A 26,241-nucleotide genomic window follows, 5' to 3' on the forward strand; every position below is an offset into this window, starting at 1 on the left:
GAGAGTCAGCTGCACCGTCAGTATTCTCAGGCCGAGTATCGAATCGACATATCCCCCCGGGAGATGCGTCGCGACTACGAAGTTCGCGGGAAGATTCCCCACGATATCCGGGATTCGACTCCCGACTGGGTGCCTGCGTCGAGCCGCGTGCTCCCGCCGATGCGCCGAACCTGCTGTCCCCACAAGGCAGGCCGTGTTCCCACGCGACCAACCACGAGGTTCGCGCTCGATAGTCGACCAGCGGGAGACCACGATGTCAGCGTGACCCGACGATTCGGAGGAGCACACGATGTCCAGGAGCGAACCCCAACGGATGACGATCGGCGAGTTTCTGCTTCGCCGTCTGGCGGAGGCCGGGATCGGCCACCTCTTCGGCGTCCCTGGCGACTACAACCTCGAGTTGCTCCAACAGCTCGAAGACCACAGCACCATGGAATGGGTGGGCAATTGCGGCGAGTTGAACGCCTCCTATGCGGCGGACGGCTATGCGCGGCTGAATGGCATGGGCGCGCTCCTCGTGACGAACGCCGTAGGCGCAATGAGTGCGATCAACGGGGTCGCCGGCTGCTACGCCGAGCACGTTCCGGTGGTCTGTATCTGCGGGTCGATTCCGCTCAGGTCCATCGAGCGCGGCCTGGGGATGCACCACACGATGGCCGACGGCACCTGGGACCGCTTCCTGGGCGCTTTCGCGCAGGTGACCGCCGCACAGGCCAGGCTGACCCCGCGCAACGCGGCTCTCGAGATCGATAGGCTGATCCGCATCGCGTGGTGGGAGAAGCTGCCGGTCTACCTGGAATTGCCCTCCGACATCGCCTACCTCGATATCGAAGTTCCGACCGAGCCGCTGGTCCTCGCACAACCATCCAGCGACCCCGAACGGTTGGTGTCGTGCATCGCCGCGGTCGCGGGCCATTTGTCCGCGGCCAAATCACCGGCGATTCTGGTGGATCTGGACGCGGACCGGTTCGGTGTCGCCGCCCAGATCATGGAACTCGCCGCGAAGATGCAGCTTCCGGTCGCGGTGAGCAGCACGGCCAAGGCGGTGATCGACGAGACGTTCCCCTATTACGTCGGTGTCTACAACGGCAAGGCGAGTGCGCAGCACACACTCGACGCGATGGAGACCAGCGACTGCCTACTCTGCATCGGCTACCGACCGATCGAAGTGACCACGGGCGACTTCACGGCCTCGCTGCCCGACGACACGATCCACCTGCGGGGACACTCGGTCGACGTCGGCAATGACAACTATCAAGCGGTGACGCTCGAGGAGGTTCTCCGCGGCGTCATCGTTGCGGTGCCGCACGTCACCGATCGCGCCACGAACCAACCCAGGGAATCCGCGCCACGCGTTCACACCGACGGCGCCGCCGAGCTGACACAGGCCGCGTACTGGCAGGCCATCCAGGACTACATCCAGCCCGGGGACGTGCTGCTCATCGATAACGGCACGTCATACGCCCTTTTCGGCCTGCAACTCCCGCCGGGCTGCACCTTCGTCGGATCGGTCAACTGGGGCTCGATCGGCTACTCCGTCGCCGCTCTGCTCGGCACCCTGACCGCGGCACCGGACCGGCGCCACCTGCTGTTCGTGGGCGACGGCTCGTTCCAGCAGACCGCCCAGGAGCTGTCGACCATCCTGCGCTACGACCACAAGCCAGTGATCTTCCTGATCAACAACGGCGGATACACCATCGAGCGCGGCTACCTCGGCAAGACCGAGTCCTACAACGACATCGCCACATGGGCATACGCGGAGCTGCCGAAAGTGCTCCGCCCCGACACCACGGCACGATCGTTCGTCGCCAAGACTCCAGCAGACCTGCACAACGCCCTGTCCGCACCCAATGACAAGTTGATCTTCGTCGAATCGATCATGGATCCCTTCGATTCCCCCGCCCCAGTCACCGCCAGCAGCAATAGAGGCGCCGAACTCGACTACGGCCCTCGCGGCCCCCACCACCACAGAGGCACCCAACTCCGGCCCGCCTGACCCACAGCTACCACCCCGGCGGAACTATTCGCCGAAAGGCTTGGCGTGGACCACCTTCCGGGCCCAGGGCAACCGCTTCGGCGGGAGTGAAGCCGATGCGTTCGTAGAACGCGCGGGCAGCGGGAGCGGCGGGGTGACCGAGACCGAAGGTGATGACCTCGATGCTGGCGGGAGGTTGCACGAATCTGCGCACCGCGTCTGCTAGCAGCGCACGGCCGACGCCGCGGCCACGTCCCTGTTCCGAAACCACGAGCCAGCGGACATGGTAGGTCGGGGCTCGGCGGATACCGAACAGCAACCCGCCGAGGACATTCGATCCTGAGGATGCGATGAGTGCCGTCCCACGCTGGACATTGTTTTCCAGGGCACCGTGAAAGTTCGGTTCGTCGACCATCGGTCCGAACCAGTGCTCGACTTCGGCGGCCAGCGCGAGAAAGGCTGGGATGTCCTGCTGGCGCGCGATTGTGACCATCACTCGGTTAGTTTCGCAGGGGCAATCCGGACGGCGTTCCGATCTCGGGCGCGGCTGCCGCACGACGAGCACGACCTATCGGGCGTTCGTGCGGGACAGGTTCCACTCCTGCCACGTATCCTCTTCGAGGCGAAGGCGGATCGCGTCGAGCACTTCACTGCGCTGCGGTTCGGGCAGTCGCTCGACGGCCGGGACGATATCGGGTGAGAGTCTGCTCAGATAGGCCGTATCGAGGTTGTTTCCGTGTTCCCAACGATCGATATTCCGTTCCGCGACAATGCCTTCCGGATTGAGGACGGACAGGCTTAACAAGGTCGCCATGGCCGTGCCGATGGCGGCGCGCGGAACCCAGCTGCCGTCGAGTCGGAGCGCGGCCGCGATCATCAGCAGGTAGACCAGGCCGAGCCAGAGTTCACAGACCTCGACCAGCAGGCGCATCACGGTGAAGCCATAGGCCTGCTGGTAGGTCCACATGCGGCCGAGCGCGGAGGCGACGATGATCAGCGACAGCACGCTGATCGCGCAGAGCAGGATCCGCAGCCAAGCCCGATCCACGGCAAAATCCCTTGCGGCCCAACGCAATACGACAGCAATGATGGCCAGCGCGAGCACGGTGACCATCGACAGCTGCCAGAATCCGCTGCGCGCGTATTCGGCATAGGTCAGATTCGCGGTGCGCTGGACGTAGTCGTCGCCGCCGAACAATGCGACGAACTGGGCGATGACGAAGACCGCGAACAGCACCGTCAGCGCCCCGACCGGCAATGCCCACTCCAGCCGTCGCAAGCTGCCGCCCCGCGATTCCCTGGTCGCCGCGGAACGCGGACCCGCCAGCAAATACATCGCCCCGGCGCTGCCGAATCCCAGTGCCACGAAGGTGAAAATCCACCGCATCACCGATGCCGCATCGACCTGCGGTGTCACCGCCGACAGCAGTTTCGCGAAAGTCGCGTCGGCACTACCCAGCAGCGGCACGAAAACCGCCAGCAACGCCAGCGTCATCGCCACCGACATCCCGGCCCGCCACGAGCGCCGCGCCGTACCGTCACCGATCCGGCCGAACGCCGAATACACCCACGGAATGGCCGAAATCGACTCGAACGGCACCGCGATCACGTCATACCAGGCCCCATGTACCGACCGCCGCCCGACAACCGCCAACGACCCGACCACCCCCGCCCCCACCACACACAACGCGAACAACCACCCCGCACCCCGAACAGTCCCCACCCCCAACAACACCAACGCCAAGGCCACCCACCAGACCCGCCCCCAATTCCCCTGGAGCATCCCGAATCCCACCCCAGCCTTCGAATCAGCCGCAACCACCCCCACATCAACACCGCCGGACCGACTCCCGGTCATCACCGAGGCCGACCGCCCGGCATCCCGCTCCGCCACATCAGCAGCGGGCAACGACAAATCACCCGACTCGGACGAATGCGGTGTCCCCGCAGTGCCACCACCGGCCCCGGCAGCGTCGGGTGCCGCGGCCGTCCGGCGTGCGCGGCGATCCACTGTGAATACCGCGGCCGTGGCGACCGAACCGGCCAGTACCCAGCCGATTCCAGGGCGATCCAATGGAATCAGTGTTGCGCCCGCGAGTCCGGCGATTCCAGCGGCGGGTAATACACCTGGTGGGCAGGCGACGCGACGCCATCTCGGCAGTAGCGACACCGGAGGGGTAGGCATATCAGATCGGGATCCGGGCGGAACCGGCCGCATCGGTGGCATCGGCGCCAGCGGTGGCGACGGATTCAACGCACTGGGTGGGGCACTCACCGACCAGGCCGACGCAGCCACCGACGGATTCGGCGCACTCGGCGACCAGGCCGACGCAGCCTCCCACGGATTCGGCGCACTCGGCGACCAGGCCGACGCAGCCTCCCACGGATTCGGCACACTCGGCGACGCACTCACGGCCGAGCCCGACGCGGCCGCCGTCAAATCCGATGTACTCGAGGAAGCACCCACCACGTTCGGCGAAGTGCCCGCGGACGCGCTCGACGACGATTCCGGAGTTTGCGGCACGACCTCGGGCGCCTCCGATTCCTTTCGTGCCACCGCCTCCGCCTTCGCCTCGGGTGTATCCGATATCCGCTCGGTAGACGATGCAGCCGACCCCTCGACGGATGCGTGCGTGCCCGGCACCGAATCGCCCTCGGGCTCCGCCGAGGTCCGCGGATCGTGCCCGATCGGTGCTGCCGTCGACTTCGAAGACGGTGTGCTCTGGTCGGACCGGGTCGACGGATCCGCCCCGGCGCTGCGCCACCGGTATCGTCGCGTCACCCGACGGGGTTCCCCCGGCTCCGCATCTTTGATCGACGCGGTTTCGGTTGTCGCCGCGTCCGCTGCGGACTTCGACGGTGGCGCGGGATCTCCCGCTTCCAAATGCGCTTCGGCAACGGGCTTATTCGGCGATACCTGAGCCGATGACGTCGATTCAGTCGCATTGGTCTGCACATCGACAGTCCCGGATGCGACGGCTTCACGCGCGGAAGCATCGGGGCCGACACGATCGGATCCTCCAACATCAGACGCGACAGCATCGAAGCCGACACGATCGGATCCCCCAACATCAGACGCGACAGCATCGAAGCCGACACGATCGGATCCTCCAACATCAGACGCGACAGTTGCCGACTCGGCATGGGCGCTCGGCTCATTCGGTAATGCCGGTATCGATTCCGGTTGCGATGAATCGCCCGGGGTGGGTTGATCTGACATGGGTGTGTCCCCTCCTAGAGGTATGCGGCATCGGCCCAGATGGTGGTCCGGGTCGCGGCGAGTGCGGGTGGGTGAGTTGGGGTTCGGGTCAGCGGGCGGGAAGAACCACGCGTATGCGGGAGCCGGGGTCGGCGACGGCGATGGTGCCGCCGTGCAGGTCGACTATCCAGCGGGAGATGGCCAGGCCGAGGCCGGTGCCGCCGCCGTCGGTGCGGCCGCCGCGGGTGAAGCGGTCGAATATGGTGGCGCGCTCGGCGATCGGTATGCCGGGGCCTTGGTCCTGGACATCGATAACGAGATTGCCGCGGTCGGATCGGGCATCGATGCGCACCTCGCCACCGGCGGGGCCGTGGCGGGCGGCATTGTCGAGCAGGTTGAGCAACACCTGATGCAGACGTGCACGGTCTGCGAAAACGCTGGCGGTGCCGGGTTGCACGTCGGTGCGGAAGCGCACACCGCGCCCGAGCGCCGCCGCCATCACCTCGGCCTCGGCGACAACCTCGGCCAAAAGCGGTGTGACGCTGAGTTGTTCACGATCCAGTGCCCGGGCGCCGGATTCGATGGTGGACAGGTCGAGCAGTTCCGAGACGAGCAACCCGAGCCGTTCGGTTTGCGCGAGTGCGGTCCGCAGGGTTTTGTCATCGGGGGTGGAGACACCGTCGACCATGTTCTCCAGCAACGCGTTCAGCGCGGTGATCGGGGTCCGCAGTTCATGCGAGACGTTGGCGATCAGGTCGCGGCGCTGCTGGTCGGCGGCGGCCAGATCGGCGGCCATCTGATTGAAGGCCACCGCCAACTGCCCGACCTCGTCGCGGGAACTGGCGCGCACCCGGCGGGTGTAGTCGCCGTGCGCCATCCGTTTGGCCGCCGCCGTCATCTCCCGCAGCGGCCTGGTAGTGCCGTGCGCGAGGATCTGCGAGGTGACCAGCGCGATCACTGTCGCCGCGATCGTCGTCTTCGGCGGCAGCCAGCCGATCCGCAGCCGGAAGAACCCGAACGCCACCCCGGCCGACCCCAGCATCAGAATCGCGAATTTCAGCTTGATCGATGTCACCGGATCCAGCGGCCGCGGCAGCACCTCCGCCACCGCGTTCGAGATGCCCCGCAGCCTCTGCGAAACCAGCGCGCCGCCAGAAACCGGAACCTCGTCGCGCCCACCGCCGCGCATCGAATCGCTTCGCGATCCCGCACTCATCGCGCCTCCAATGCATAGCCGACACCGTGTACCGTGCGGATCAGGTCCGCGCCGAGCTTGCGGCGCAACGCTTTGACGTGACTGTCGACCGCCCTGGTTCCCGCGGCGTCGGCCCAGTCCCAGACCTCTTCGAGCAGGCGTTCGCGGGCCAGCACCACGCGGGGGCGGCGCGCGAGGCGGGTCAACAAGTCGAATTCGAGCGGGGTGAGCTGGGCTTCGATATCGGCACGCCAGACCCGGCGCTGGTCGACATCGATGCGCAGGTCTCCGACGGTGATGGTCACGCCGTCGCGTTCGGCGGCCCGGTCCATCCGGCGCAGCAGGGCCTGCACGCGGGCGGCCAGCACGCGCAGGGAGAACGGCTTGGTGAGGTAGTCGTCGGCCCCGACACCGAGGCCGATGAGCTGATCGGTTTCGTCGGTGCGCGCGGTGAGCATGAGTACCGGTATCGGACGCGCGGCCTGGATGCGGCGGCACACCTCGAGACCGTCGAAGCCGGGCAGCATGACATCGAGTACGACCAGATCGGGTGCGAACGCCTCCGCCGCGGCAACTGCGCCGGGACCGTCATGGGCCACATCGACGGTGAACCCCTCCGCCCGCAGCCGCGCCGCCACCGATTCCGCAATGGTCACCTCATCGTCGACCACCAGAATCCGTCGCGCCCCCGGCCCGCTGACCGCCGCGTTCTGTTCCATGAACCGAAACCCTAGCCACCCGCTGTGGAGAGAAGCCGCACCAATTGTGGAGATTCCGTGTGCACGTCCGGACCGCCGTCGATCAGATGCTCAGCCCACCACCGACCGCAGCGGGCGCGCAGGATCGGCGCGACCTCCATCCGATACATCAAACCGTGTCCTACCCGCAACGGAAGCGAGCACCGCGAGACGCGACGATGGCGGAAAGTTAGCTGCATGGTTGCGCTGGGAAGGATCGGGATACGCGTGCTCATGGCCGCGGCAATCGCGGTCATCGGCCCCACGGGGCTGCCCGGATACGCGACGGCCGAACAGATGGTGCGGATCGGCGGCGGATCGGGCATTCTGCTCGGCGGCCGATCAGCCTGCACCCTCACCACCATCGGCTATGACAGCACCGACCGGCTGGTCGGATTCACCGCAGGACACTGCGCCGAAATCGGCATGTCCGTACAGGCCGAGACGCAACAGGCGGGCATCGTGGGCACCGTCACCGCCGTCGACCACGAAAACGACTTCGCCGTAATCGAATTCGACCGCACCAAGGTCACGCCGCTCCGGCAGGTCGCGCAGACCTCCATCGACGGCATCGGCGCGCCCGCGCAGCCGGGCGATATCGTCTGCAAGAACGGCCGCACCTCCGGCTACACCTGCGGTGTGGTGTGGGATACGCACGCGTGGTGGTTCCAGAACCAGGTCTGCTCCCGGCCCGGCGATTCGGGTGGCCCGGTGACCATCGGCGACCGCCTGGTCGGGATGAACGTCGGGCATATGGCGGTCACGGTTCTCGGCGTCCCCGTCTTCGACATCACATGCGACACTCCCGTGCACGATCCGGCCGTGGCCACGCACATCGGCATGATCCTGGCCGAGATCGATCGCTCGGGTGGCGTCGGCGCCGGATTCCACCCGCTCTGAGATCGGCGCGCCGCGAATCCGGTGCTGGCAAGATCCACCACATCCACGTTGTCATCAATCTCGCGGGAGCGAGCGCGCCGACCCACGACGAGATGAGCGAACGTGCCCAAGGCTCCGGGTCGAATCGGCTTCGGGCCCAGCGGTACTCGTTGTGCCGGGCCCGAAGATCCAATCGGACAGGTCATATCGCGTCGACCACGCTCGGGCCCTCATGGTGGACCGAGTCCGCACCGGAAGCTGAGCCGCTCACGTCCAGAGCGCTGCGACGAACACGTTGAGAATCGCCAACCCACCGGAGGCATGGGTCATCCACGGCATCGCCTTCCCGCGCTTCGCATCCGCCCGACCGATCTCGGCGAACGCGGCGACCAGCACCGAGATGACCAACTTGGTGCCGATTTTCGCCATATTCGGATCCTTGCCGAGCGAATGGATCGAATCGGCCATCCCCACCAGGATCAAACCGGTGACGATCTGCGCCCGCGCGCCCCACACCATCAACTCGGAAACGGCGGGCTGTCCGGCAACATACCCGCCGACGACCGCCGCCATACCGAGCAGATGCGCGACGACTACCACGTTGTAGACGACTTCTGACACGCTCACGTTGCAAACTCCCTACATTCACGGTGACAGTAGACCGTTCTAGCGCGCGAGTGTTCGATCATGCCACTCGCGCCCGTCCGGCCGCCGGTGGTCGCCATGGCTCATAACCCGTCGCTTGCGCCGAGGCAGCCGCGGACCGTCAGCAGCTCACCCATCGGACAAGCACTGTCGTTCCTCCAGCGCTCCCGCCGCTCGCGACTCCTCGTCCCGGGGTCGGAGCCTACGGCGTCTCGACCGTCGACCTTCGTGGTCGCATGGCCGAGATCGCGCTCATGCGCCGTCTGCGGTGGACGCCCGAGTCGCTGCTGGACATCACCGCGCGCGAAGGCTTGGTCGGGCGGGTGACTGTGACCTACGCTCGGAAGACCCTGTCGCACATCGCACCACGGGCGGACGCCGACTCCGGATCAGGCGCTGCTGATGGACGCGACGGCTTCCGCCAGCAGGGCCACCGCACGGTCCAGTCCTTCGGGGCGGGTGTTGGCGTAGCCCAGGACGAGTCGGCAGTCGCCGTCCACATCGTCGGTCATGCCGTAGCGGCCGAGATCGTTGACGGCTACGTCCAGTTCCTGTGCGGCCGCGACCAATAGCGCCGGGTCCGGGCTACGCGGTAGTTCGACGACCAGGTGCAGTCCGCCGGACGCGCCGGTGACCTCGACGTCGGGTATGTGGTCGCGCAGGGAGGACAACAACCGGTCGCGACGTTGCCGATACAGACGGCGGATGTGGCGCAGGTGTCGCTCATAGGCTCCGCTGCCGATGAGATCGGCCAGTGCCAGCTGCTCGATGACGGGGCTGCCGGTGTCGTGGTCGCGCTTGGCGGCAACAACTCGGTCGATCAGGGTCTGCGGCAGCACCATCCAGCCCAGACGCAATGCGGGCGCGAGGGTCTTGCTGATCGTGCCCACGTAGACCACGGAGTCGGGCGCCTGTCCCTGCAATGCCCGCACGGGCTGGCGGTTATAGCGAAACTCCGAGTCGTAGTCGTCCTCGATGACGAGCCGGTCGCTGCCCACCCACTCCAGCAGCTGCGCCGTCCGCTGTGGCGAGAGCTCCACGCCCAAGGGGAACTGATGGGTCGGCGTGACCACCACGACGTCGATGGCCTCGCCCAGTTCGTCGACTCGTAGACCGTGCCGATCCACCGTCACCGGGACGCACGACCCACCGGCACTGGTGATGATCCGCTCCCGGCTGACCAGCCCGGGATTCTCCAGGCCGACGACCGGACTGTCGAGCACAGCGGTCAACAGCGCCAGCGCCTGGGTGAATCCGGCGCATATGACGATCCGGTCCGGGTCGGCGTCGACGGCCCGCACGCGTCGCAGATACTGCGCCACCACCTGACGCAACAGCTCGCAGCCCTGCGCATCGGGGTAGTCCAGCATCGCGTCCGGCGCGTGCCGCACGGCCGTGGTGAGCGATCGCAGCCAGTCCGCCCGCGGAAATTCGGATAGGGCGGGCACACCCGGTCGCAGGTCGTAGCGGAAGGTTCGGGGCGCGGTCGGGGTGGGCGGCTCCACCCCCGGACCGACCCGGGCGACGATGGTGCGGGATCGTTCGCTGGCGGCCAAGACGCCCTCGGCGACGAGCTGTTGGTATGCCTCGACGATCAAGCGGCGTGATACTCCGAGGTCGTCGGCGAGAACGCGGGTCGACGGTAGTACGGTTCCGGCCGGCAAATCGCCGGACTGGACGCGATGCCGCAGTTGCTGCTCCAGTTGTGTCCGAAGCGGGACGCTCGACGTGCGGTCGAGGCGTACCAAAACCTCCGCGGCAGAGATCCTGGTACCCGATCTGTGCACGGCTCTGGATACTACCAACTGGGCGCTGGCTGCATAAGTTACGAACTATGTCCCACCGGTGTTCGAGTAGTCCGACACGCGTTTCCAGCGCACCCTCCGACACCGCGGCCGCGCGCACCGCGGAGCGGGAACGCTTCGCCGTGCGGCCGGACTCGGTCGGGCCTCCGTTCGGCGCGAACGCGGCCCGCGCCGACGGTTTACTGATCGGCTTGGGCCTCACCTCAGCGGCGGTGTGCGGCTGCGGTTGTGCTCCGGGCGCTGCGTTTCCGGTATCGATCGGTTGGAAATCCCTGTGCCGCAATAGTTTCCGCTACCGACTGATCGATGCCAGCCGTGCGCTCACCGCACTCACCCATCCCTTCCACCGAGAGGCCACGGCGCGATGACGCTGATTCTCACCCGTTCCGATGTGCAGGCCATGCTCACCATGCCGGAAGTGATCGAGGCCGTGCGCCGGGCGCACGCCGACCTGGCGCGCGGGGAGGCGACCCTGCCCGCGCCGCCCGCCATGCGGCTGCCCGGCAGCGAGTCGGCCTTCTTGGCCATGGCGGCGGCCTCGCGGCCCGCCGGGCTGGCGGCGGTCAAACTGCTCGCCTACATGCCGGGCAACCTCGATGCCGGCTTGCCCGCGTACCGCTCGACCATCCTGACCGTCGCCACCGACGACGGCGCTTGTGCGGCGCTCATCGACGGGGCGGTGGTCACCCGGTTCCGCACCGCGGCGGCCTCGGCGGTCGCCACCGCCGAACTGGCCCGCCCCGACAGCCGGGTGCTGGGGCTGGTCGGCGCGGGCGGACTCGCATACGCGCATCTGGAGGCGCTGCGCGTGGTGATTCCGTTCGAACGGGTCGTGGTGTGGAGCCGCAGCACGCGCACCGCGCGCCGGTTCGCCGACGCCACCGGGGCCGATGTCGCCACCACCGTGGCCGACGTGGTCACCGCCGCCGATGTGCTGTGCACCCTGACACCCGCGAAAGATCCTGTGGTAAAAGGGAAATGGTTCCGACCCGGACTGCACGTCAATGCGGTCGGCGCGCCGCCGCGGCCGGACCACCGCGAGATCGATACCGAGGGCATCACCCGGGCCAGGGTGATCGTGGACAGCCGGGAGACCGCGTTGCACGAATCCGGGGACGTGCTCATCCCCTGGCGGGAGGGCGCCATCGACGCCGACCACTTCCGCGACGAGATCGGCGAGGTGGTGCTCGGCACCAAGACCGGACGCAGCGACGCCGATCAGATCACCCTCTACAACTCCCTCGGCGTCGGCCTACAGGACTTGGCCACCGCCCGACTGCTCGTGGACACCGCGCGCGACCGCGGCCTCGGCACCGAAATCGATCTGGCCAGCTGACATGATCCCGCATACCCGCCCGCGCCGCGCACAACGATCCGTTGCTGCCGCAGGCGCGGGTGGGCTGGGCGGACGCCGATATCGCCGCCGATGGACAAATCCATCGGCTTATTCCCGTTTCCGCGCCGCCGGCGGCCACGCACCTGCGGGCGGCCGCCCGCAGGTGAGCGCCGCTGTCGCGACATTCGCGGCGATCAGGGCGAACACTCTCGAAAGACCACTGGCACAGCCGCACGCACCATGAAATGCACCGCGACCGGCCGCGGCGGAGACAGAAAAACTTGAAGTTCGCGGACAATATGTCCGCCGCCACGACCCCGATCACCTGCCGCCATAATGCGTCGGGACGAATTATCGCGGCCTGTGGCAAATTCCTGGGCAAACATGCAATTTATTTCTATAAATATCTCCATGTCATCACACGTAAATTAGTCGTGAACCATCGAGACCTTCAAGTGAACATATTCCCCCGAAGGCCGACACCATTGACATCAGAGAGAAAGCGCATTAGTCTTGAAATTGCCGGAAGATTCTCATATCAATGGATTTCTCTTACGCTCGGTTATGTAGTCGTATCTTTGCGGATTTCCATTGATCACATCCGGAGATACCATAATTCTGACCTGGATGGAAACTCATGTCGAGGCTTAATTTGAAAAACGTTGCCGCAGAACCGTTTTCGGGTCTGGTCGCTGCGGACGGAGCAATTCGGACCGGGCCGCTAGAGCCCGGGCTCCGGGAATTGATCAAGATCAGGGTCTCGCAGCTGAACAGCTGCTTGTACTGCATCGATCAGCATATCAGGGAGGCGCGGTCGCTCGGCGAACCCGAGAATCGGATTCACCATCTGACCGCCTGGCGGGATTCCGCGCTGTTCAGCGACAAGGAGCGCGCGGCGTTGTGTTACGCGGAAACCGCGACAGCCCCGGAGCAGGTGACCGACGAGCTGTGGTCACTGCTGCAAAAATTCTTCTCCGACAACGAACTCGGACACCTGGTGATGCTCGTGGCCCTGATGAACGCGTTCAACCGGGTGGGCCGGCCCTTGCAGATGAAGCCGCCCACGACAGCGCCTTAGGAACTCGATTCTGCAAAGGGGCGCCGAATGCCGTCGAAAGAAATGTTGCGCGCGCTCGTCGAAGCGGCGGGGATGAATGGCGAAGATCCCGCGTTGATATTCCGCGGTGCGCGGACGACATACCGTCAGTTACTCGCCATGACATATGAATTCCACGGACAGTTGCCTACATATTCGCCGGACGCGACCGAACCATTATGTGTGGTGGCAACGAAATCACCGGAAACTATCGCCCTGGTGCTGGCGTGCGTCCGGGCGCAGCGACCGGTCTTGCTGGCTTCCCCAAGTCTGGGGGGCGAGATATCGCACACCCTGTGTCTGCGGGCGGGTTGCACGGATGTCCTGTCGGTCGGCGTGCTGGCCGACGGGTCGCCGGTCATCGAGAGTCGCCCGGTGTCGGGTGGGGTCGACGGCGACGAGTCACGTCGTCCGATACGGCCGGATGTGTCGCTGTTGCTGACCACCTCCGGCAGCACGGGCACGCCGAAGGTCGTACCCTTGACCGGTCCGGCGGTGGACCGCTTTGTCGACTGGGCCGCAAAGGCTTTCGGCATCGGTCGCGGCACCCGCGTGCTGAGCTACGCGCCGCTGAACTTCGATCTGTCGTTGCTCGATGTGTGGGCGACCCTTCGGTTCGGCGGCTGTGTGGTGCTGGTCGATCCGGACCAGGCGACGAATTCCGATCATCTGCTCGACTCGCTCGCCGCGCCCGGTATCGATCTGGTCCAGTCGGTTCCGTTCTTCTACCGGTTGCTCGGGGCAGCCGTGCGGCGCGGCGGGCAGGTGCTGCCCGGTGTCCGCCATGTGCTCTTCACCGGCGACTCGATGCCATCGAGTCTGCTGGCGGCCATGGCGGAGCTGTTTCCGGCAGCGCGGCTGTACAACGTCTACGGCTGCACGGAGACCAATGACAGCCTGATCCACGAGATCGACCGGGCGACGCTCCCGCTGGCCGACGGCGTTCCGCTGGGTCGGCCGCTGCCGGGTGTGGATGTCGTGATCGTGGGTCCCGACGAGATGGTCGTGGACGGGGCGGGCTCCGGCGAGTTGCTGACCTCGACGCCGTTCCAAACGCGGGGCTATCTCGACAGTGAACTCGACAAGGGACGGTTCGTCGCGCATCCGGACGGCCGCACGCCGGGGGTGTACTACCGCACCGGCGATCTGGTCACGCGGCGTCCGGACGGAACCATCGTGCTGGAGGGGCGCAACGACTTCCATGTCAAGGTGCGCGGCGTCCGCACCAACACCCAGGAGGTCGAACGAGTCATCCTGGCCCACCCGGACGTGCGCGAGGCCGTGGTGGTCGGGCTGCCGGACGAGTTGGCCGGCACTCGGCTGCACGCGCTGGTGCAACGCGAAGCCGGAAGCGCGCTCAACAGCTTGCACTTGCGTTCGCATTGCGCTCGCCTGCTGCCGCGCACCGCGATACCGACCTCGATTTCCATCACCGACCTTCCGATTCCCAAGACCTCGACCGGAAAACCGGACCGGAGCCGGGTTCGGCTCCAGACAATTCAATGAACAGGAAAAGTCATGAACGACATCCACGAAGTCCGAGCCTTCATTTGTAAGAATTTCGTGCCCGACGTGGCGCCGGCGGAATTGGCCGCGGATCTGGATCTCATCGGCACCGGCGTCATCGACAGCCTCAGCGTGCTGCGCATCGTGGCTTGGCTGCGCGACCGCTACGCCATACCGGTCGACGAGATCGACATCGCTCCGGACAATTTTCGGTCCGTGGCCTCCATCAGCGATCTCATCGCAGAATTCGGCAGGCAGCCAGCTCGTACCAGAGAATAATTCTTCGCTCCTCGAAAGCCGGAAATCATCATGATTATCAAGTCTAAATCCGAGGCTCCTGTCGTCGAATGGGGAAATGGCCAGAGTCACCGACTCCTCGTCGCGGCGGACGGCATGGGTTTCGCGGTGGCTCATACGGTCGTCGCCGCGGGATCGCAATCCAGACTTCAGTACCGCAGACATCTGGAAGCCTGCTACTGCATCTCCGGAAAGGGAGAGGTCACCACCGCCGAGGGTGAAACCTTCATCATCGAACCCGGAGTTCTGTACGGACTCGATCAGCACGACGCGCACATTCTGTCCGCGGCCGCTGCCGAAGATATGCATTTGATCAGCATCTGGAATCCCCCGATTCGTGGCGACGAGAAACACACCCTCGACGCCAGCGGTTTCTCGCAATACTGACAGGAACCGGCCGTGATCACATGGACAGCACAACAGCAAGAACTGCGCGACGCTGTGGTGGCACTCGGACCCCAGCTCTCGGAAGGACATGTAACCGACGATCGCAACCATGAGTTTCCGCGGTCGAAGTGGAAACTGCTCGCGCGGACCGGTCTGTTCGCCCTGCCGTTCGCCGCGGAGTGGGGCGGACTCGGCCAGGACCTGCTCACCACCATGTACGTACTCGAGGGTTTGGGGTACGCGTGTCGGGACGGCGGCCTGAGCTTTTCCGCCTCGACCCATCTGGCCAGCACCGGCACACCGGTGAGCAGGTTCGGGTCGGCCGAGGTCAAATCGCGCTATATGCAGGGGATCTGCGAGGGCGATCTCATCGGGGCGCATGCCATCACCGAGCCGTCCGCCGGTTCGGACGCCATGGCCATGCGCACCACCGCGGTCCTGGACGGGGATGTGTACGTCCTCGACGGAAGCAAGGCTTTCGTGAGCAATGGACCGATCGCCGACCTGATCGTCGTATACGCGCGAACCGAATCCGCGGGCAGCGCCCGAGCGACGACGGCATTCGTCGTGGAACGCGACACGCCAGGTCTGCAATTCGGTGGTCCGATCGACAAGATGGGGCTCAGGACCTCACCCATGTGCGAGTTGTTCCTGGACAACTGCCGGGTTCCGGTGGCGAATGTTCTGGGCCGGCTCGGCTCGGGCTTCTTCGTCCTCGACTACGTCATGAAACGGGAGATCCTGTACTCGTTCATCATCAATGTGGGCGAAATGCAGCACCGCTTCGAGAAGGTCGTCGAATACGCCAAGATCCGCGAGCAGTTCGGCCGGAAGATCGGGTCCAATCAGGCGGTGTCGAGCCAGATAGTCGATATGAAAATCGGCATCGAGACCGCGCGCATGTGGCTCTATGAGACGGCGGTCAAGCTGTCCCGGAGCAATGACGTCACCATCGATATCGCCATCAGCAAACTAATTACCAGCCGCAACGCATTGTCGACCGCACTCTCGGCCGTGCAAGTTTTCGGAGCCTATGGCTACATGACCGAGCACGGCCTGGAACAGGATATTCGCAATGCGGTCGCCGGAACGATCTACTCCGGCACGACCGAAGTTCAATACAGTCGCGTGGCGGCAATGCTCGGCTTGTAACGAAAGGTAATCATGACAACGAACGGATCAAGCCCCACCCTGGCTGCGACCGAGTTTCTCGATCACGATTCCACCGAAATCCGGAGATTCGTGGATCGAGTGCTGGGGAATGCCGACCTGTCGCCAAAAGAGCAGGCGGTCGAGCTCTACTACGCGGTGCGCGACGACATCTTCTACGACGTGTACGGCATCGATATCTCCCGCACCGGACTGCGTGCCAGTTCCGTGGCGACCAGCGGGCAGGGATTCTGTCTGCACAAATCCGTGTTGTACGCCGCGGCCACCCGCGCGGTCGGCGTGCCGAGCCGATTGGTCTTCGGCGATGTCCGCAACCACCTGGCCTCCGGGCGGCTGCGCGATCTCGTCGGTGGCGAGATCTTCTTCCACGCCCTGACCGCCGTGTACCTCGACGGACGCTGGGTCAAGGCGACGCCGGTGTTCAACAAACTGCTGTGCAAGATCTACAAGCTGGCGCCGCTGGAATTCGACGGCAACTCCGACAGCATGAATCATCCATTCGACGACGCGGGCGGGGCGCGCATGGAGTTCCTTCAGCTGCACGGCGAATTCGACGATCTCCCTTATGAATTCGTCCACCACCAGCTCAGCGCCAAACATCCCGCGTTCGTGTCGGGATCGACGACCACTCTCGGAGGTTCGCTCGTCACCGAGGCGAACTCCGCCGTTCTCTCGGGAGACCATCATGCTTGACCTCCGCCCCATAGCCTCGCGGTCGGCGCGACTGGCCATGCTCGACGAACCGGGCATCGGCGCGGGCGCGTTCCTGCAATACGCGCTGGCCCACAATCCGAATGCCGAGGTCCCCTTTCTCTACGAGCACGATCTCGACCACGACGGCGAGGTCCGGCTGATCGGCCACAGTCTGCGCGACTTGGAGACCATCCGCGACCGGTGCGCGGCCTGGTACCACGCACACGATGTCCGGGCGGGGGAGATCGTCGGAGTGCATCTTTCCGACGGGATCAATCCCTTCCTGCAATTCCTCGCCCTGACCGCACTCGGCGCGATTCCGGCGCTGATCAACAGCGCGATGCCGCCGGACACCCTGCGCGCCTATCTCGACCACGTCGGCGTGGTCGCGCTGGTGAGCGACGATCCGGCGGTGGCGGGACGGCACCGGCTGCGCTTCGTGACGACGCCGGATGCGGTGCGCGCCAACGATTCCGGTGCGACGGCACTGCCCTCGGAGTATCCGCACGCACCCGCCGCCGATGACATGGTCGCGCTCATCCACTCCTCCGGCACGACGGGGATGCCCAAGGCGACGATCGTCGGTCATCAGCGGTACTGGGTGGGTCGCCGCGACCGGGTACTGCGCTTTCCGTCGCAGCCATCGGACCGGCTGCTCAGCGCCATGCCGCAGACGCACGCCGCCGGTATCAGCTATCTGTTGAATTCGACGCTGATCGGTCTTCCCACGGTGGCGGTGTCGAGTTGGCGGCGCGCCGTGATCGAGCCGGTGATGCGGGTGTTCCAGCCGACCGTGATGGTCGCGTTCCCCCGCAGCTACGTCGAACTGGCCACCGGACGCCCGCCGACGTTGGCCACCGCCAATATCCACACCTGGATCAGCACCGGTGATCGCGCGCACTATGGGCACGTCCGACGACTGGTGCAATTGGGACGCCGCCCAGCCGGTCTGGTCGGCCCGACCGAGCTGGCGGGTTCGCGGTTCATCGATGGACTCGGCTCGTCCGAACTGGGTATGTCGCTGTTCGAGCACATCACCACACCCGAAACCGAGCGTGCGGACTGCTGCATCGGCGCGCCCATCGACGTGGTGGAGGCGGCGACGGTGCTCACGCCGGACGGGGTCGAGATCAGCGATGGGTCGGCGGGGCTGTTGGGCGTCAAGTCACCGACCCGCACCCCCGGGTATTGGAATGCGCCCGATCTCACCGATCAGCACACCCTCAGCGGGTTCTGGCTGTCGGGTGACATCGTCCGCAAGGCGGACGACGGACGCTTCTATCATCTGGATCGCTCGGCCGATGTGATCGACGCCGCGGACGGCCCCGTCTACAGCCTGCCCTTGGAGGAGGTGCTGCTCGCCGACTGCGCTGGACTGGTTCAGGACTGCGCCGTGGTCGGTGTGCCGGGGACCGGCGGCAAGGCATGTCCGGTGGCGATGATCGTCTTGCCATCGGATGTCGTCGAGCCGACGGCGGACGAACTGCTGACCAGTTTGAACGCCGCGCTGCGGTCGGCGGATCTGCCGGTTCTGTCCGCGGCCGTGGTGGCACGCCGTGACGCGGACCTACCGGTCGGTCCGACCGGCAAGGTGCTGAAACGAGAATTGCGGACACGACTGGCCGAGTCGCTGATACCCGGCTGACGTAGAAACAATTCGATCGAGTCTGGCCGAACGTCTGGACAGGAGCATCATGGCCACCACCGAATTTTCCCGGCATACTCATGTTCCACAGTCCGGGAGTTTCGGCCGAGATCGAATCACACAATGGCATCCGGATGATGGTCGATTCTGGGAGCGGACGGGTCGGGCAGTCGCCCGGCGAAATCTCGTCTGCTCAATTGCAATCGACCATCTCGGCTTCTGCACCTGGCTGTTGTGGAGTGTGACGGTATGGGACCTGCGCTCGAACGGCATGGTGCTGTCGGTGGGACAAACCCTGTGGTTGACCACCATACCGAATCTCGTGGGAGCCGCATTGCGGATTCCCTACACATTCGCCCCGGCCCGCTATGGCGGCCGGAACTGGTCGGTGATATCCGCGGCATTGCTGCTGGTTCCATGGGCGCTGTTCATGTATGCCGCGAGCCATCCGGGGCTGCCGTATTGGGCATTGTTGCCGATTGCCGCGACGGCCGGGGTGGGCGGCGGGATCTTCGCGTCGTCGATGTCGAATATCACGCATTTCTACCCGGCGGACAAACAAGGTCTACCGCTGGGATTGAATGCCGCCGGAGGCAATCTCGGAGCGAGCGTCACGCAATTGACGATACCGCCTTTGGTGCTGACGGTCGGGTTGGTGAATCTGGGCTTGGTGTGGATGCCGCTGATAATAATCGCCGCAGTATGTGCGTATGTCTTCATGGACAACCTGGCGAGCGCCACTTCGGCGTATTCGTTGGCGGAGCTGAAACGGATCGGCCGCGAGCGGCACACCCTCATAATGTCGATTCTCTATGTGGGCACATTCGGATCGTTCATCGGTTATTCGTTCTCCTTCGGCGTGCTGACCCGGATCGAGTTCCCGGACATTCGGATCGCGCAGTTCATCTGGATCGGCGCTCTGGTCGGCGCGGCGGCGCGTCCATTGGGCGGTTGGCTGGCCGACCGGTTCGGGGGCGCTCGGGTAACCATGATCGACTTCGTGCTGCTGGCCGTCGGGATCGTCGCGGTCGCGGTCGCCAGCCGGGCGCAGAGCTGGCCGTGGTATTTGTGTGCGTTCCTTTTCGTATTCGCCGCCACCGGGATAGGCAATGGCTCCACCTACAAGATGATCCCCGCGATTTTTCGCGCCCGTGTGCAGGAGACCGGTCGGCCGGCGAGTATGACGGCTCGCCGGAACGCGGCTGCGGCGATCGGGATCGTGTCCGCGGCGGGCGCGGTAGGGGGAGCCCTGATTCAGCAGGTGTTCCGCGTCTCGCTGGATGCGAGCGGGTCCATCCTGCCCGCCTTGGCGGCCCTCGCGATCTTCTATCTGCTGTGCATGGCCCTCACCTGGGCGTATTACCTGCGCAAGGATCGGACCGGACACAACGGGGTCAGCCTGGCCGAAGTCGGCGTGTGAGTGGAGGCAACCGCTGATGACGAGACCGGACATGAACTCGACAACCGAACTACCCGTCATCGATGCCCCGGCGGACCCGGGCACACCGACGCACTGCCCGTACTGCGCATTGCAATGCGGTATGCGTGTGGCCGTCGCGCCGGGCGCTCGGACGACGGCAACGGTGACACCGAGGACGGATGTGCCCGCGAATTCGGGTGGTCTGTGTCAGAAGGGGTGGACAGCGGCCGAACTCCTGGGCCACCCGGATCGGCTGACGACTCCGCTGATGCGTGCGCACAAAGGCGCGCCATTGCGACCGTGCACCTGGGATGAGGCTTTGCGCCGGATCGTCGATGATTTCCGGCGTATCCAGGACACCCACGGCCGCGACGGGGTCGGCGTCTTCGGCGGTGGCGGACTGACCAATGAAAAGACTTATCAGCTGGGCAAATTCGCCAGGGTCGCGTTGCGGACATCGCAGATCGACTACAACGGCCGATTCTGCATGTCCTCGGCGGCGGCGGCGATGAATCGGGCCTTCGGCATGGACCGCGGGCTGCCGGTGCCGATCACCGATCTGGCCGATGCGGATGTGATCGTGTTGGTCGGCGCGAACCCGGCCGAGACCATGCCACCGTTCATGCGACACCTGAACCAGCAGCGCGCGCGAGGTGGCACGCTCATCGTCATCGATCCGCGGCACACACCGACCGCGCGCGTGGCCGATGTGCATCTTCAACCACGGCCGTCGACCGATCTCGCCTTGGCGAATGCTCTGCTGCATATCGCGGTCACCGAGGGATGCGTCGATGACGAGTACATCGCCGCGCGCACCCGCGGATTCGCTGACGTCCGCATCGCCATCAATGAGTTCTGGCCCGAGCGGGTGGAGCGGCTCGCCGGCGTCGCGGTCGCGCGGATGCGCACGGTGGTGCGGCTAGTGGCCGGGGCGCGGCGCGCGTTGATTCTGACCGCGCGCGGCGCGGAACAGCACGCCGACGGCACCGATACCGTCACCGCGTTCATCAATCTGGCTCTGGCGCTGGGACTTCCGGGTCGGGTCGGGTCCGGCTTCGGCTGTCTGACCGGGCAGGGAAATGGTCAGGGCGGACGTGAACACGGCCAGAAGGCCGACCAGTTGCCCGGCTACCGGCGCATCGATGACCCGCGCGCCCGAGCACATGTGGCGAAGGTGTGGGCCGTCGATCCCGAGTGGCTGCCCGGTCCGGGACGCTCGGCCTTCGAAATGCTGTCCGCGCTCGGCACTTCCCTCGGCCCGAAAGGGCTGCTGGTGCTCGGCAGCAACCCGGTGGTCTCCGCGCCGCATGCCGCGCTGGTCGAACAGCGGCTGCGCACACTGGATGCCTTGGTGGTGTGCGATTTCGTGCTGTCGGAGACCGCGGCCATCGCCGATGTGGTGCTGCCGGTCACCCAATGGGCCGAAGAGTCCGGCACAATGACGAATCTGGAAGGGCGGGTGCTGCGCCGCCGCCGCGCGCTCGCGCCACCGCCCGGGGTGCGCAGCGATCTCGAGGTACTCGCCGAATTGGCCGGCAGACTTGGCGCACCGGGCACCTGGTCCGGACGACCGGAGGTCGTCTTCGACGAATTGCGCGCCGCCAGCGCGGGCGGTATCGCCGACTACAGCGGCATCACCTATGAACGGATCGAACGAGAAGGCGGCGTGTTCTGGCCGTGCCCGGCGACGCCCGAGAACGGCACGGCACGCAATGGCACGCCGTATCCATTTCTGGACCGTTTTCCCACCCCGGACGGCCGGGCCCGGTTCACCGCGGTGCGCCAGCACGGCGCGGATGAGGACATCGACGCGGACTATCCGGTGTATCTGACCACCGGACGGGTGCTGGCCCATTATCAGAGCGGCGCGCAGACCCGCCGGATCGCATCCCTGGTCGCCGCGGCGCGCGAGCCGCGGCTGGAGATCCACCCGGATCTGGCCGAGCGATTCGACATCGAGGACGGCTGCCGGGTCCGGGTGAGTTCGCGCCGCGGCGGCATCGTCGTGCGGGCGCGCCTGAATGCCGATATCCGCCGCGACACCGTCTTCATTCCATTCCACTGGGCCGGTGATCAGCGGGTGAACCTGCTCACCAATCCGGCCTTGGACCCGCACTCGCGCATGCCCGAGTTCAAGGTCTGCGCGGTCCGACTCATCCGAGAGGACACCGCCCCATCCGAGGACGCGGGCGAGGAGCAGCGACTATGAGCATCGTCGTGGTAGGACACGGAATGGCCGGAACCCGGCTGGTCAGCGGCATTCGCGACCGGGACCCGACCGTGCCGATCACGGTCTTCGGCGCGGAGACCCATCTCCCCTACAACCGGGTGCTGCTGTCGGATGTGTTGGCGGGGCGAACCCGGCCGGATCAGATCGGGCTGCTCCAGCCCGACTGGTACGACGCGCACGAGGTCACCGTCAATCTCGGCGTTCAGGTCACTCATATCGACCGGGACGCGAAGAAGGTGGTCGCCTCGAATGGCACAGTGACGGCCTTCGACACGCTGGTGCTGGCCACCGGCTCGACCGCCATTGTGCCGCCCGTCGCCGGTATCGGTGCGGATGGGAGATTGCCACGCGGCGCGATGGCCTTACGCACCATCGATGACTGCATCGACATCATGGCGGCCGACCGCGCGCGGCACTGCGTGGTGATCGGTGGCGGGCTGCTCGGCGTCGAGGCCGCCAGGGCGCTGGCCGGTCGTGGGCTGACGGTGACCATCGCCCATCGCGCCCGGCACCTCATGGAGCGCCACCTCGACCCGGTCGCGGGCAGAATTCTGGCGCACACACTCGAAGGTCTCGGGATCGCCGCACGCACGGGCGCGCAGGTCACCGGGCTGCGGACCGAGATGCGCGAGTTCGAGACGCCGACCGCGCGGGTCACCGGTGTCGAACTCGCCGGCGGCGAGGTGCTCAATGCCGACCTGGTCGTCTTCGCGTGCGGGGTCAAACCGCAGACGAGCCTCGCCGTGGCGGCCGGTCTGGCCGTCGATCGGGGCATTGTGGTGGATTCCGAATTGCGTTCGGTGACAGATCCGTCCATTCGAGCACTCGGCGAATGCGCCGAGCACGATCAGACCGTCTATGGACTGGTGGCGCCCGTGTGGGAACAGGCGGCAGTATTGGCCGAACTTCTCACCGACGCGGATTCGACGGTCCGCTATCGAGGCTCTCGGCTGGTCACGCGCTTGAAGGCCAGTGACATCGATTTGGCGACGGTGGGCGAGTCGTCCCGGAGAAACGACGACCATGCGGCCGAGATCGTGCAATTGGTCGACGCCGCCCGGGGGATCTACAAGAAGCTGGTCATCGAAAACGACCGCTTGGCCGGTGCCATTCTGCTGGGTGACGCGTCGACGATCGGGGCGATCACACAGCTCTACGACAATGCGGCCCCCACCCCTGCCGACCGTATCGGTCTGCTTGTCGCCGATACCAGCCGAAGCTACGACGAGCCCGCCCGTGGCGATGACTCGGCCACAGTTTGCCACTGCAACAACGTCCCGAAGGGGCAGATCGTCCGGGCCTTGCACGGGAGCGCCCGCACTGTGGAAGACGTCATGGCGTCGACACGGGCTGGCACCGGCTGTGGAACTTGCCGAAATGTGGTCGAACGGATTGTCGTCGAGTTCGCGAAGGTATAGCGCGTTCCACGAGCCGTGGGAAGGCGCGCCGGATCGACCTTGCCCGGTGATCCCGACCAGCGAGGCCGTGCGCCGACCTGTCGTGGCGATCGGCGGTCGTGGTCGACTGGTGCCGTTCAGCGTGTCCGCGACGACACGTCCACAGCGCGGAAACGTCCAAGGCACAGCGACATTCAAAGCTGAGAAGTACACAGCACGGCGACATCCGAGGCGCGGATGCGCGAGGATGTTCGCAGATGGCGCGGGACCCGCGAAGCGTGCCGGACCGTCTTCACGGCCCGGCGCACTCCGCAACGGAGTGATCGTCGGAACCGCCCGCACTTCCTACGATCAGAGCGCATGCCTTGCGCGACAGTGTCTTTCGCACCCACCCATCGGTGTCGGACAGATGTCGCCGGAAACGCGAAAGCGCGCCGAACCATGTCGCGGCTCGGCGCGCTCGGCGACGGAATGGCTGTCCGGAACGACCCGTATTCAGGTGATCAGATCATGCCTTGCGCGACAGTTTCTTTCGCGTCCACACCCACTGGTATCGGATGGCTGGCCACCATCAGTCCATCGGGGTCGACGCTCGCGCGCAGCTCGCGCAGTCGACGGAAGCTGGCCTCGTCATAGACGGTCGACACATCGGTCGGCCGGTCGACGAAGTTCGCGTACACCCGCCCGGTGTCGTAGCGGCTCATCGCCGCGCGCAGCTGTCGCAGGGCGATGTCGATCGGCTCCGCGAGTTCGGGTGCAGTGACCAGGCCGATCCCCTCCATCAGGTAGCTGCCGGGCAGTGCGCCCAGCGCACCGGAGTCCTCCGGCTGGCGGGCGAAGGCGCCGCCGGTATGGCGCAATCCGGCGAACAGCAGCGGGCTACCCAGGTCGACCGCGTCGGTGAAGGCACGCAGTCCGGCGTCGTCGAGATCGCCCAGCACCATGCCCGCGCTGGCGAACGGCGTCGGCTGCTCGGGGTCCATGTGCATATGGCTCAGCTCGGCGGCAGTGATGGGCGCCCAGGTGTCCATCTCGGGCTCGAGCGCGCGCAGCGCGGCGACGGCCTCGGCACCGTCCGCCTCGGACCCGATGAACGCGCCATCGATGACCACCAGCGACCGACCGGACAGGAACTCCGGCCGCCCGTCCTCCATGACCGGCCAGTGCATGATGCGCAGCGCCGTGGTGAGTTCCTCGGGCGCGGTGCGGGTCATCTTGTACCACGTGTCGAGCACGTCGTCACGGCGTTCGAAGGGCCACAGGAACATGCCCGCGTACACCTCGATCGACAGCAGCCGGAACTCGAGCGCGGTGACGACGCCGAAGTTCCCGCCGCCTCCGCGCAGTCCCCAGAACAGCTCCGCATCCGAGGTCGCGGTGACCCGGCGAATCTCTCCGTCCGGCAGGACCAACTCCACGGCGGTGACGTGATTGGCGGCGAGTCCGTACTTGCGGCCCAGCCAGGCCACGCCGCCCCCGAGGCAGAACCCGATCGTGCTGATATCCGGCGACGATCCCGCCATCGGATAGAGCCCGTGCGGGGTCGTGGCCTCGGTGACCTCGGCCCAGATCGCTCCCGCGCCCACCCGTGCGATCCGCTCGTCGGGCCGGACCTCGACCTCCCGCATACGCCGGGTGGTGAGCAGAATGCAGCCCGCCAGCGAGGCGTAAGCACCGGCATTGTGTCCGGTGCCCTGCGGGGCGACCCGCAATCCCGCGCGCCGGGCGTAGTCGAGAACGGCGACGACCTCGGCCGGATCGGTCGGCTCCGCCACATACGCGGGTTTCTGATCGGCGGCCAGATTCCATGCCTGGCGCGCGGCGTCCCAGCCGGGATCGGCCGGACCGATCAAACGCGGTTCGGAAGTGCTCATGATGAAAGTCCTTATATCTCGGTGTATTTTCCGGTTATCGTCCTGAGCGCGGAGTCGAACCGTTAGGCGATGGACGCGGTGCCACAGGAAATCAACTGCCACGGGACTGTTCGAGGACGCCTGAACTCCCGGGCGGAATGGCTCGAAGTGATGCAGAGTGATTCAGAGTACGTCGCCGTCGGCCACTTCGGGCCATTCCCGGACGCCCTCTTCGCCGGGCGGCGAAAAGATGTAGAGCTGCCGCAGCACTTCGGTATCGTCCGGATTCGTGTGCTGATGCTCGGTGTGCGGCGGGATATAGATCGCGTCACCGGCGTGCAGCGTGAATTCTTTGCCGCCCGAAATTATCGTGGTACGGCCTTCGAGAACATAAATGATCTCCTCGGCCTCCATCGTCTCGGGCGGACGGCTGCTGCCGGGGGCGAATGCGATATAGCCGAAGGCCACATTCTTCGCGCCCGCCGACTGGCCGTCGATCAGCGCCTTGGCGACAACCCCTTCGGCTCCCTTGAAATTGGCGGCAGTTTTCCCACGAACTACAGTCGGCTCGACTGGTTGATTCATAGATTTCACATCCCTAGTGGTGAGTGCGATTCATATTCGTCGTACAGACGGCTGCTCGCCAGGCCACCGCCGCCGCGGATTATCGTAAAATTCCGAATTTCGGTTCGGCGCGCGCGATCCCGGCTCGGTAGCGGGCTTTCGATGGCCGGTCGGTGCGCCCAGAAAATCCCGACCGAGCCCGAACATGTCAG

General features: G+C 65.8%; 23 protein-coding genes. 15 read left to right on the top strand and 8 right to left on the bottom strand.

The annotated features are described in order from the left end of the window. The first annotated feature begins 289 nt into the window (after positions 1–289). Positions 290–1,996 (top strand): alpha-keto acid decarboxylase family protein, encoded by a 1,707-nt coding sequence (locus ACQP0C_RS22275; RefSeq protein WP_433722701.1) that lies wholly within the window; start codon positions 290–292, stop codon positions 1,994–1,996. Between the two features lie 7 nt (positions 1,997–2,003). Here ACQP0C_RS22275 and ACQP0C_RS22280 read toward each other — a convergent pair whose 3' ends face one another. Both ACQP0C_RS22280 and ACQP0C_RS22285 read right to left on the bottom strand, forming a co-directional pair. Then, positions 2,004–2,468, bottom strand: coding sequence for a GNAT family N-acetyltransferase (locus ACQP0C_RS22280; RefSeq protein ID WP_433734620.1), 465 nt, complete (start codon positions 2,466–2,468; stop codon positions 2,004–2,006). A 75-nt stretch (positions 2,469–2,543) separates the two neighbouring features. Further along, positions 2,544–3,758 carry a DUF4153 domain-containing protein gene (locus ACQP0C_RS22285; RefSeq protein ID WP_433722703.1) on the bottom strand — a complete coding sequence of 405 codons (1,215 nt, stop codon included), beginning with the start codon at positions 3,756–3,758 and terminating at the stop codon, positions 2,544–2,546. Positions 3,759–3,987: 229 nt separating this feature from the next. On the opposite strand from ACQP0C_RS22285, the gene ACQP0C_RS22290 reads away from it, so the two are divergent. Then, complete coding sequence (locus tag ACQP0C_RS22290) at positions 3,988–4,896, top strand: hypothetical protein (protein WP_433722705.1); 909 nt, start codon at positions 3,988–3,990, stop codon at positions 4,894–4,896. Positions 4,897–5,283: 387 nt separating this feature from the next. Here the strand turns inward: ACQP0C_RS22290 and ACQP0C_RS22295 are convergent, their stop codons facing one another. Next, positions 5,284–6,216 (bottom strand): HAMP domain-containing sensor histidine kinase, encoded by a 933-nt coding sequence (locus tag ACQP0C_RS22295; protein WP_433734621.1) that lies wholly within the window; start codon positions 6,214–6,216, stop codon positions 5,284–5,286. Positions 6,217–6,386: 170 nt separating this feature from the next. After that, positions 6,387–7,088 (bottom strand): response regulator, encoded by a 702-nt coding sequence (locus ACQP0C_RS22300; protein WP_433722707.1) that lies wholly within the window; start codon positions 7,086–7,088, stop codon positions 6,387–6,389. Between the two features lie 216 nt (positions 7,089–7,304). Between ACQP0C_RS22300 and ACQP0C_RS22305 the strand changes: the two genes are divergently transcribed. Beyond that, the gene (locus ACQP0C_RS22305) at positions 7,305–8,006 is read left to right on the top strand and encodes a S1 family peptidase (protein WP_433722709.1); all 702 of its coding nucleotides are present in this window, start codon (positions 7,305–7,307) and stop codon (positions 8,004–8,006) included. A 246-nt stretch (positions 8,007–8,252) separates the two neighbouring features. On the opposite strand, the gene ACQP0C_RS22310 is transcribed toward ACQP0C_RS22305, so the two are convergent. After that, complete coding sequence (locus tag ACQP0C_RS22310; RefSeq protein ID WP_433734622.1) at positions 8,253–8,558, bottom strand: hypothetical protein; 306 nt, start codon at positions 8,556–8,558, stop codon at positions 8,253–8,255. 461 nt (positions 8,559–9,019) lie between these two features. Next, positions 9,020–10,417: a PLP-dependent aminotransferase family protein gene (locus ACQP0C_RS22315; protein WP_433722711.1), complete on the bottom strand. Its 1,398-nt coding sequence runs from the start codon at positions 10,415–10,417 to the stop codon at positions 9,020–9,022. Between the two features lie 47 nt (positions 10,418–10,464). On the opposite strand from ACQP0C_RS22315, the gene ACQP0C_RS22320 reads away from it, so the two are divergent. The 12 genes from ACQP0C_RS22320 to ACQP0C_RS22375 all read left to right on the top strand — a co-directional run bounded on the left by ACQP0C_RS22320 (position 10,465) and on the right by ACQP0C_RS22375 (position 23,633). Continuing rightward, positions 10,465–10,803, top strand: coding sequence for a hypothetical protein (locus tag ACQP0C_RS22320; protein ID WP_433722713.1), 339 nt, complete (start codon positions 10,465–10,467; stop codon positions 10,801–10,803). After that, positions 10,800–11,771 carry an ornithine cyclodeaminase family protein gene (locus tag ACQP0C_RS22325; protein ID WP_433722715.1) on the top strand — a complete coding sequence of 324 codons (972 nt, stop codon included), beginning with the start codon at positions 10,800–10,802 and terminating at the stop codon, positions 11,769–11,771. Before ACQP0C_RS22320 ends, ACQP0C_RS22325 begins: the two co-directional genes overlap by 4 nt. A gap of 637 nt (positions 11,772–12,408) precedes the next feature. Next, positions 12,409–12,849 carry a carboxymuconolactone decarboxylase family protein gene (locus ACQP0C_RS22330; protein ID WP_433722717.1) on the top strand — a complete coding sequence of 147 codons (441 nt, stop codon included), beginning with the start codon at positions 12,409–12,411 and terminating at the stop codon, positions 12,847–12,849. Between the two features lie 27 nt (positions 12,850–12,876). Beyond that, positions 12,877–14,373 carry an AMP-binding protein gene (locus tag ACQP0C_RS22335; protein WP_433722719.1) on the top strand — a complete coding sequence of 499 codons (1,497 nt, stop codon included), beginning with the start codon at positions 12,877–12,879 and terminating at the stop codon, positions 14,371–14,373. Between the two features lie 12 nt (positions 14,374–14,385). Next, the gene (locus ACQP0C_RS22340; RefSeq protein WP_433722721.1) at positions 14,386–14,652 is read left to right on the top strand and encodes an acyl carrier protein; all 267 of its coding nucleotides are present in this window, start codon (positions 14,386–14,388) and stop codon (positions 14,650–14,652) included. A 30-nt stretch (positions 14,653–14,682) separates the two neighbouring features. After that, on the top strand, positions 14,683–15,057 hold the full coding sequence (locus ACQP0C_RS22345) for an ectoine synthase (protein WP_433722723.1): 375 nt from the start codon (positions 14,683–14,685) through the stop codon (positions 15,055–15,057). Positions 15,058–15,069: 12 nt separating this feature from the next. Next, the gene (locus tag ACQP0C_RS22350) at positions 15,070–16,209 is read left to right on the top strand and encodes an acyl-CoA dehydrogenase family protein (protein ID WP_433722725.1); all 1,140 of its coding nucleotides are present in this window, start codon (positions 15,070–15,072) and stop codon (positions 16,207–16,209) included. Between the two features lie 12 nt (positions 16,210–16,221). Then, a complete protein-coding gene (locus ACQP0C_RS22355; RefSeq protein ID WP_433722727.1) occupies positions 16,222–16,920 on the top strand; it encodes a transglutaminase-like domain-containing protein in 699 nt (232 codons plus the stop codon). Further along, the gene (locus ACQP0C_RS22360; protein ID WP_433722729.1) at positions 16,913–18,565 is read left to right on the top strand and encodes a class I adenylate-forming enzyme family protein; all 1,653 of its coding nucleotides are present in this window, start codon (positions 16,913–16,915) and stop codon (positions 18,563–18,565) included. The genes ACQP0C_RS22355 and ACQP0C_RS22360 overlap by 8 nt, the downstream gene beginning before the upstream one ends. A 49-nt stretch (positions 18,566–18,614) precedes the next feature. Further along, positions 18,615–19,985: an MFS transporter gene (locus ACQP0C_RS22365; protein ID WP_433722731.1), complete on the top strand. Its 1,371-nt coding sequence runs from the start codon at positions 18,615–18,617 to the stop codon at positions 19,983–19,985. Between the two features lie 16 nt (positions 19,986–20,001). Further along, complete coding sequence (locus ACQP0C_RS22370) at positions 20,002–22,194, top strand: molybdopterin oxidoreductase family protein (protein ID WP_433722733.1); 2,193 nt, start codon at positions 20,002–20,004, stop codon at positions 22,192–22,194. Further along, positions 22,191–23,633: an FAD-dependent oxidoreductase gene (locus ACQP0C_RS22375; RefSeq protein WP_433722735.1), complete on the top strand. Its 1,443-nt coding sequence runs from the start codon at positions 22,191–22,193 to the stop codon at positions 23,631–23,633. Before ACQP0C_RS22370 ends, ACQP0C_RS22375 begins: the two co-directional genes overlap by 4 nt. Before the next feature lie 482 nt (positions 23,634–24,115). On the opposite strand, the gene ACQP0C_RS22380 is transcribed toward ACQP0C_RS22375, so the two are convergent. Beyond that, the gene (locus ACQP0C_RS22380; RefSeq protein ID WP_433722737.1) at positions 24,116–25,486 is read right to left on the bottom strand and encodes an FAD-binding oxidoreductase; all 1,371 of its coding nucleotides are present in this window, start codon (positions 25,484–25,486) and stop codon (positions 24,116–24,118) included. Between the two features lie 162 nt (positions 25,487–25,648). Next, the gene (locus ACQP0C_RS22385) at positions 25,649–26,050 is read right to left on the bottom strand and encodes a cupin domain-containing protein (protein ID WP_433722739.1); all 402 of its coding nucleotides are present in this window, start codon (positions 26,048–26,050) and stop codon (positions 25,649–25,651) included. Positions 26,051–26,241: the final 191 nt, after the last annotated feature.

The organism is Nocardia sp. CA-129566, assembly GCF_050956075.1.
In the GTDB taxonomy this organism is placed as follows: Bacteria; Actinomycetota; Actinomycetes; order Mycobacteriales; family Mycobacteriaceae; genus Nocardia.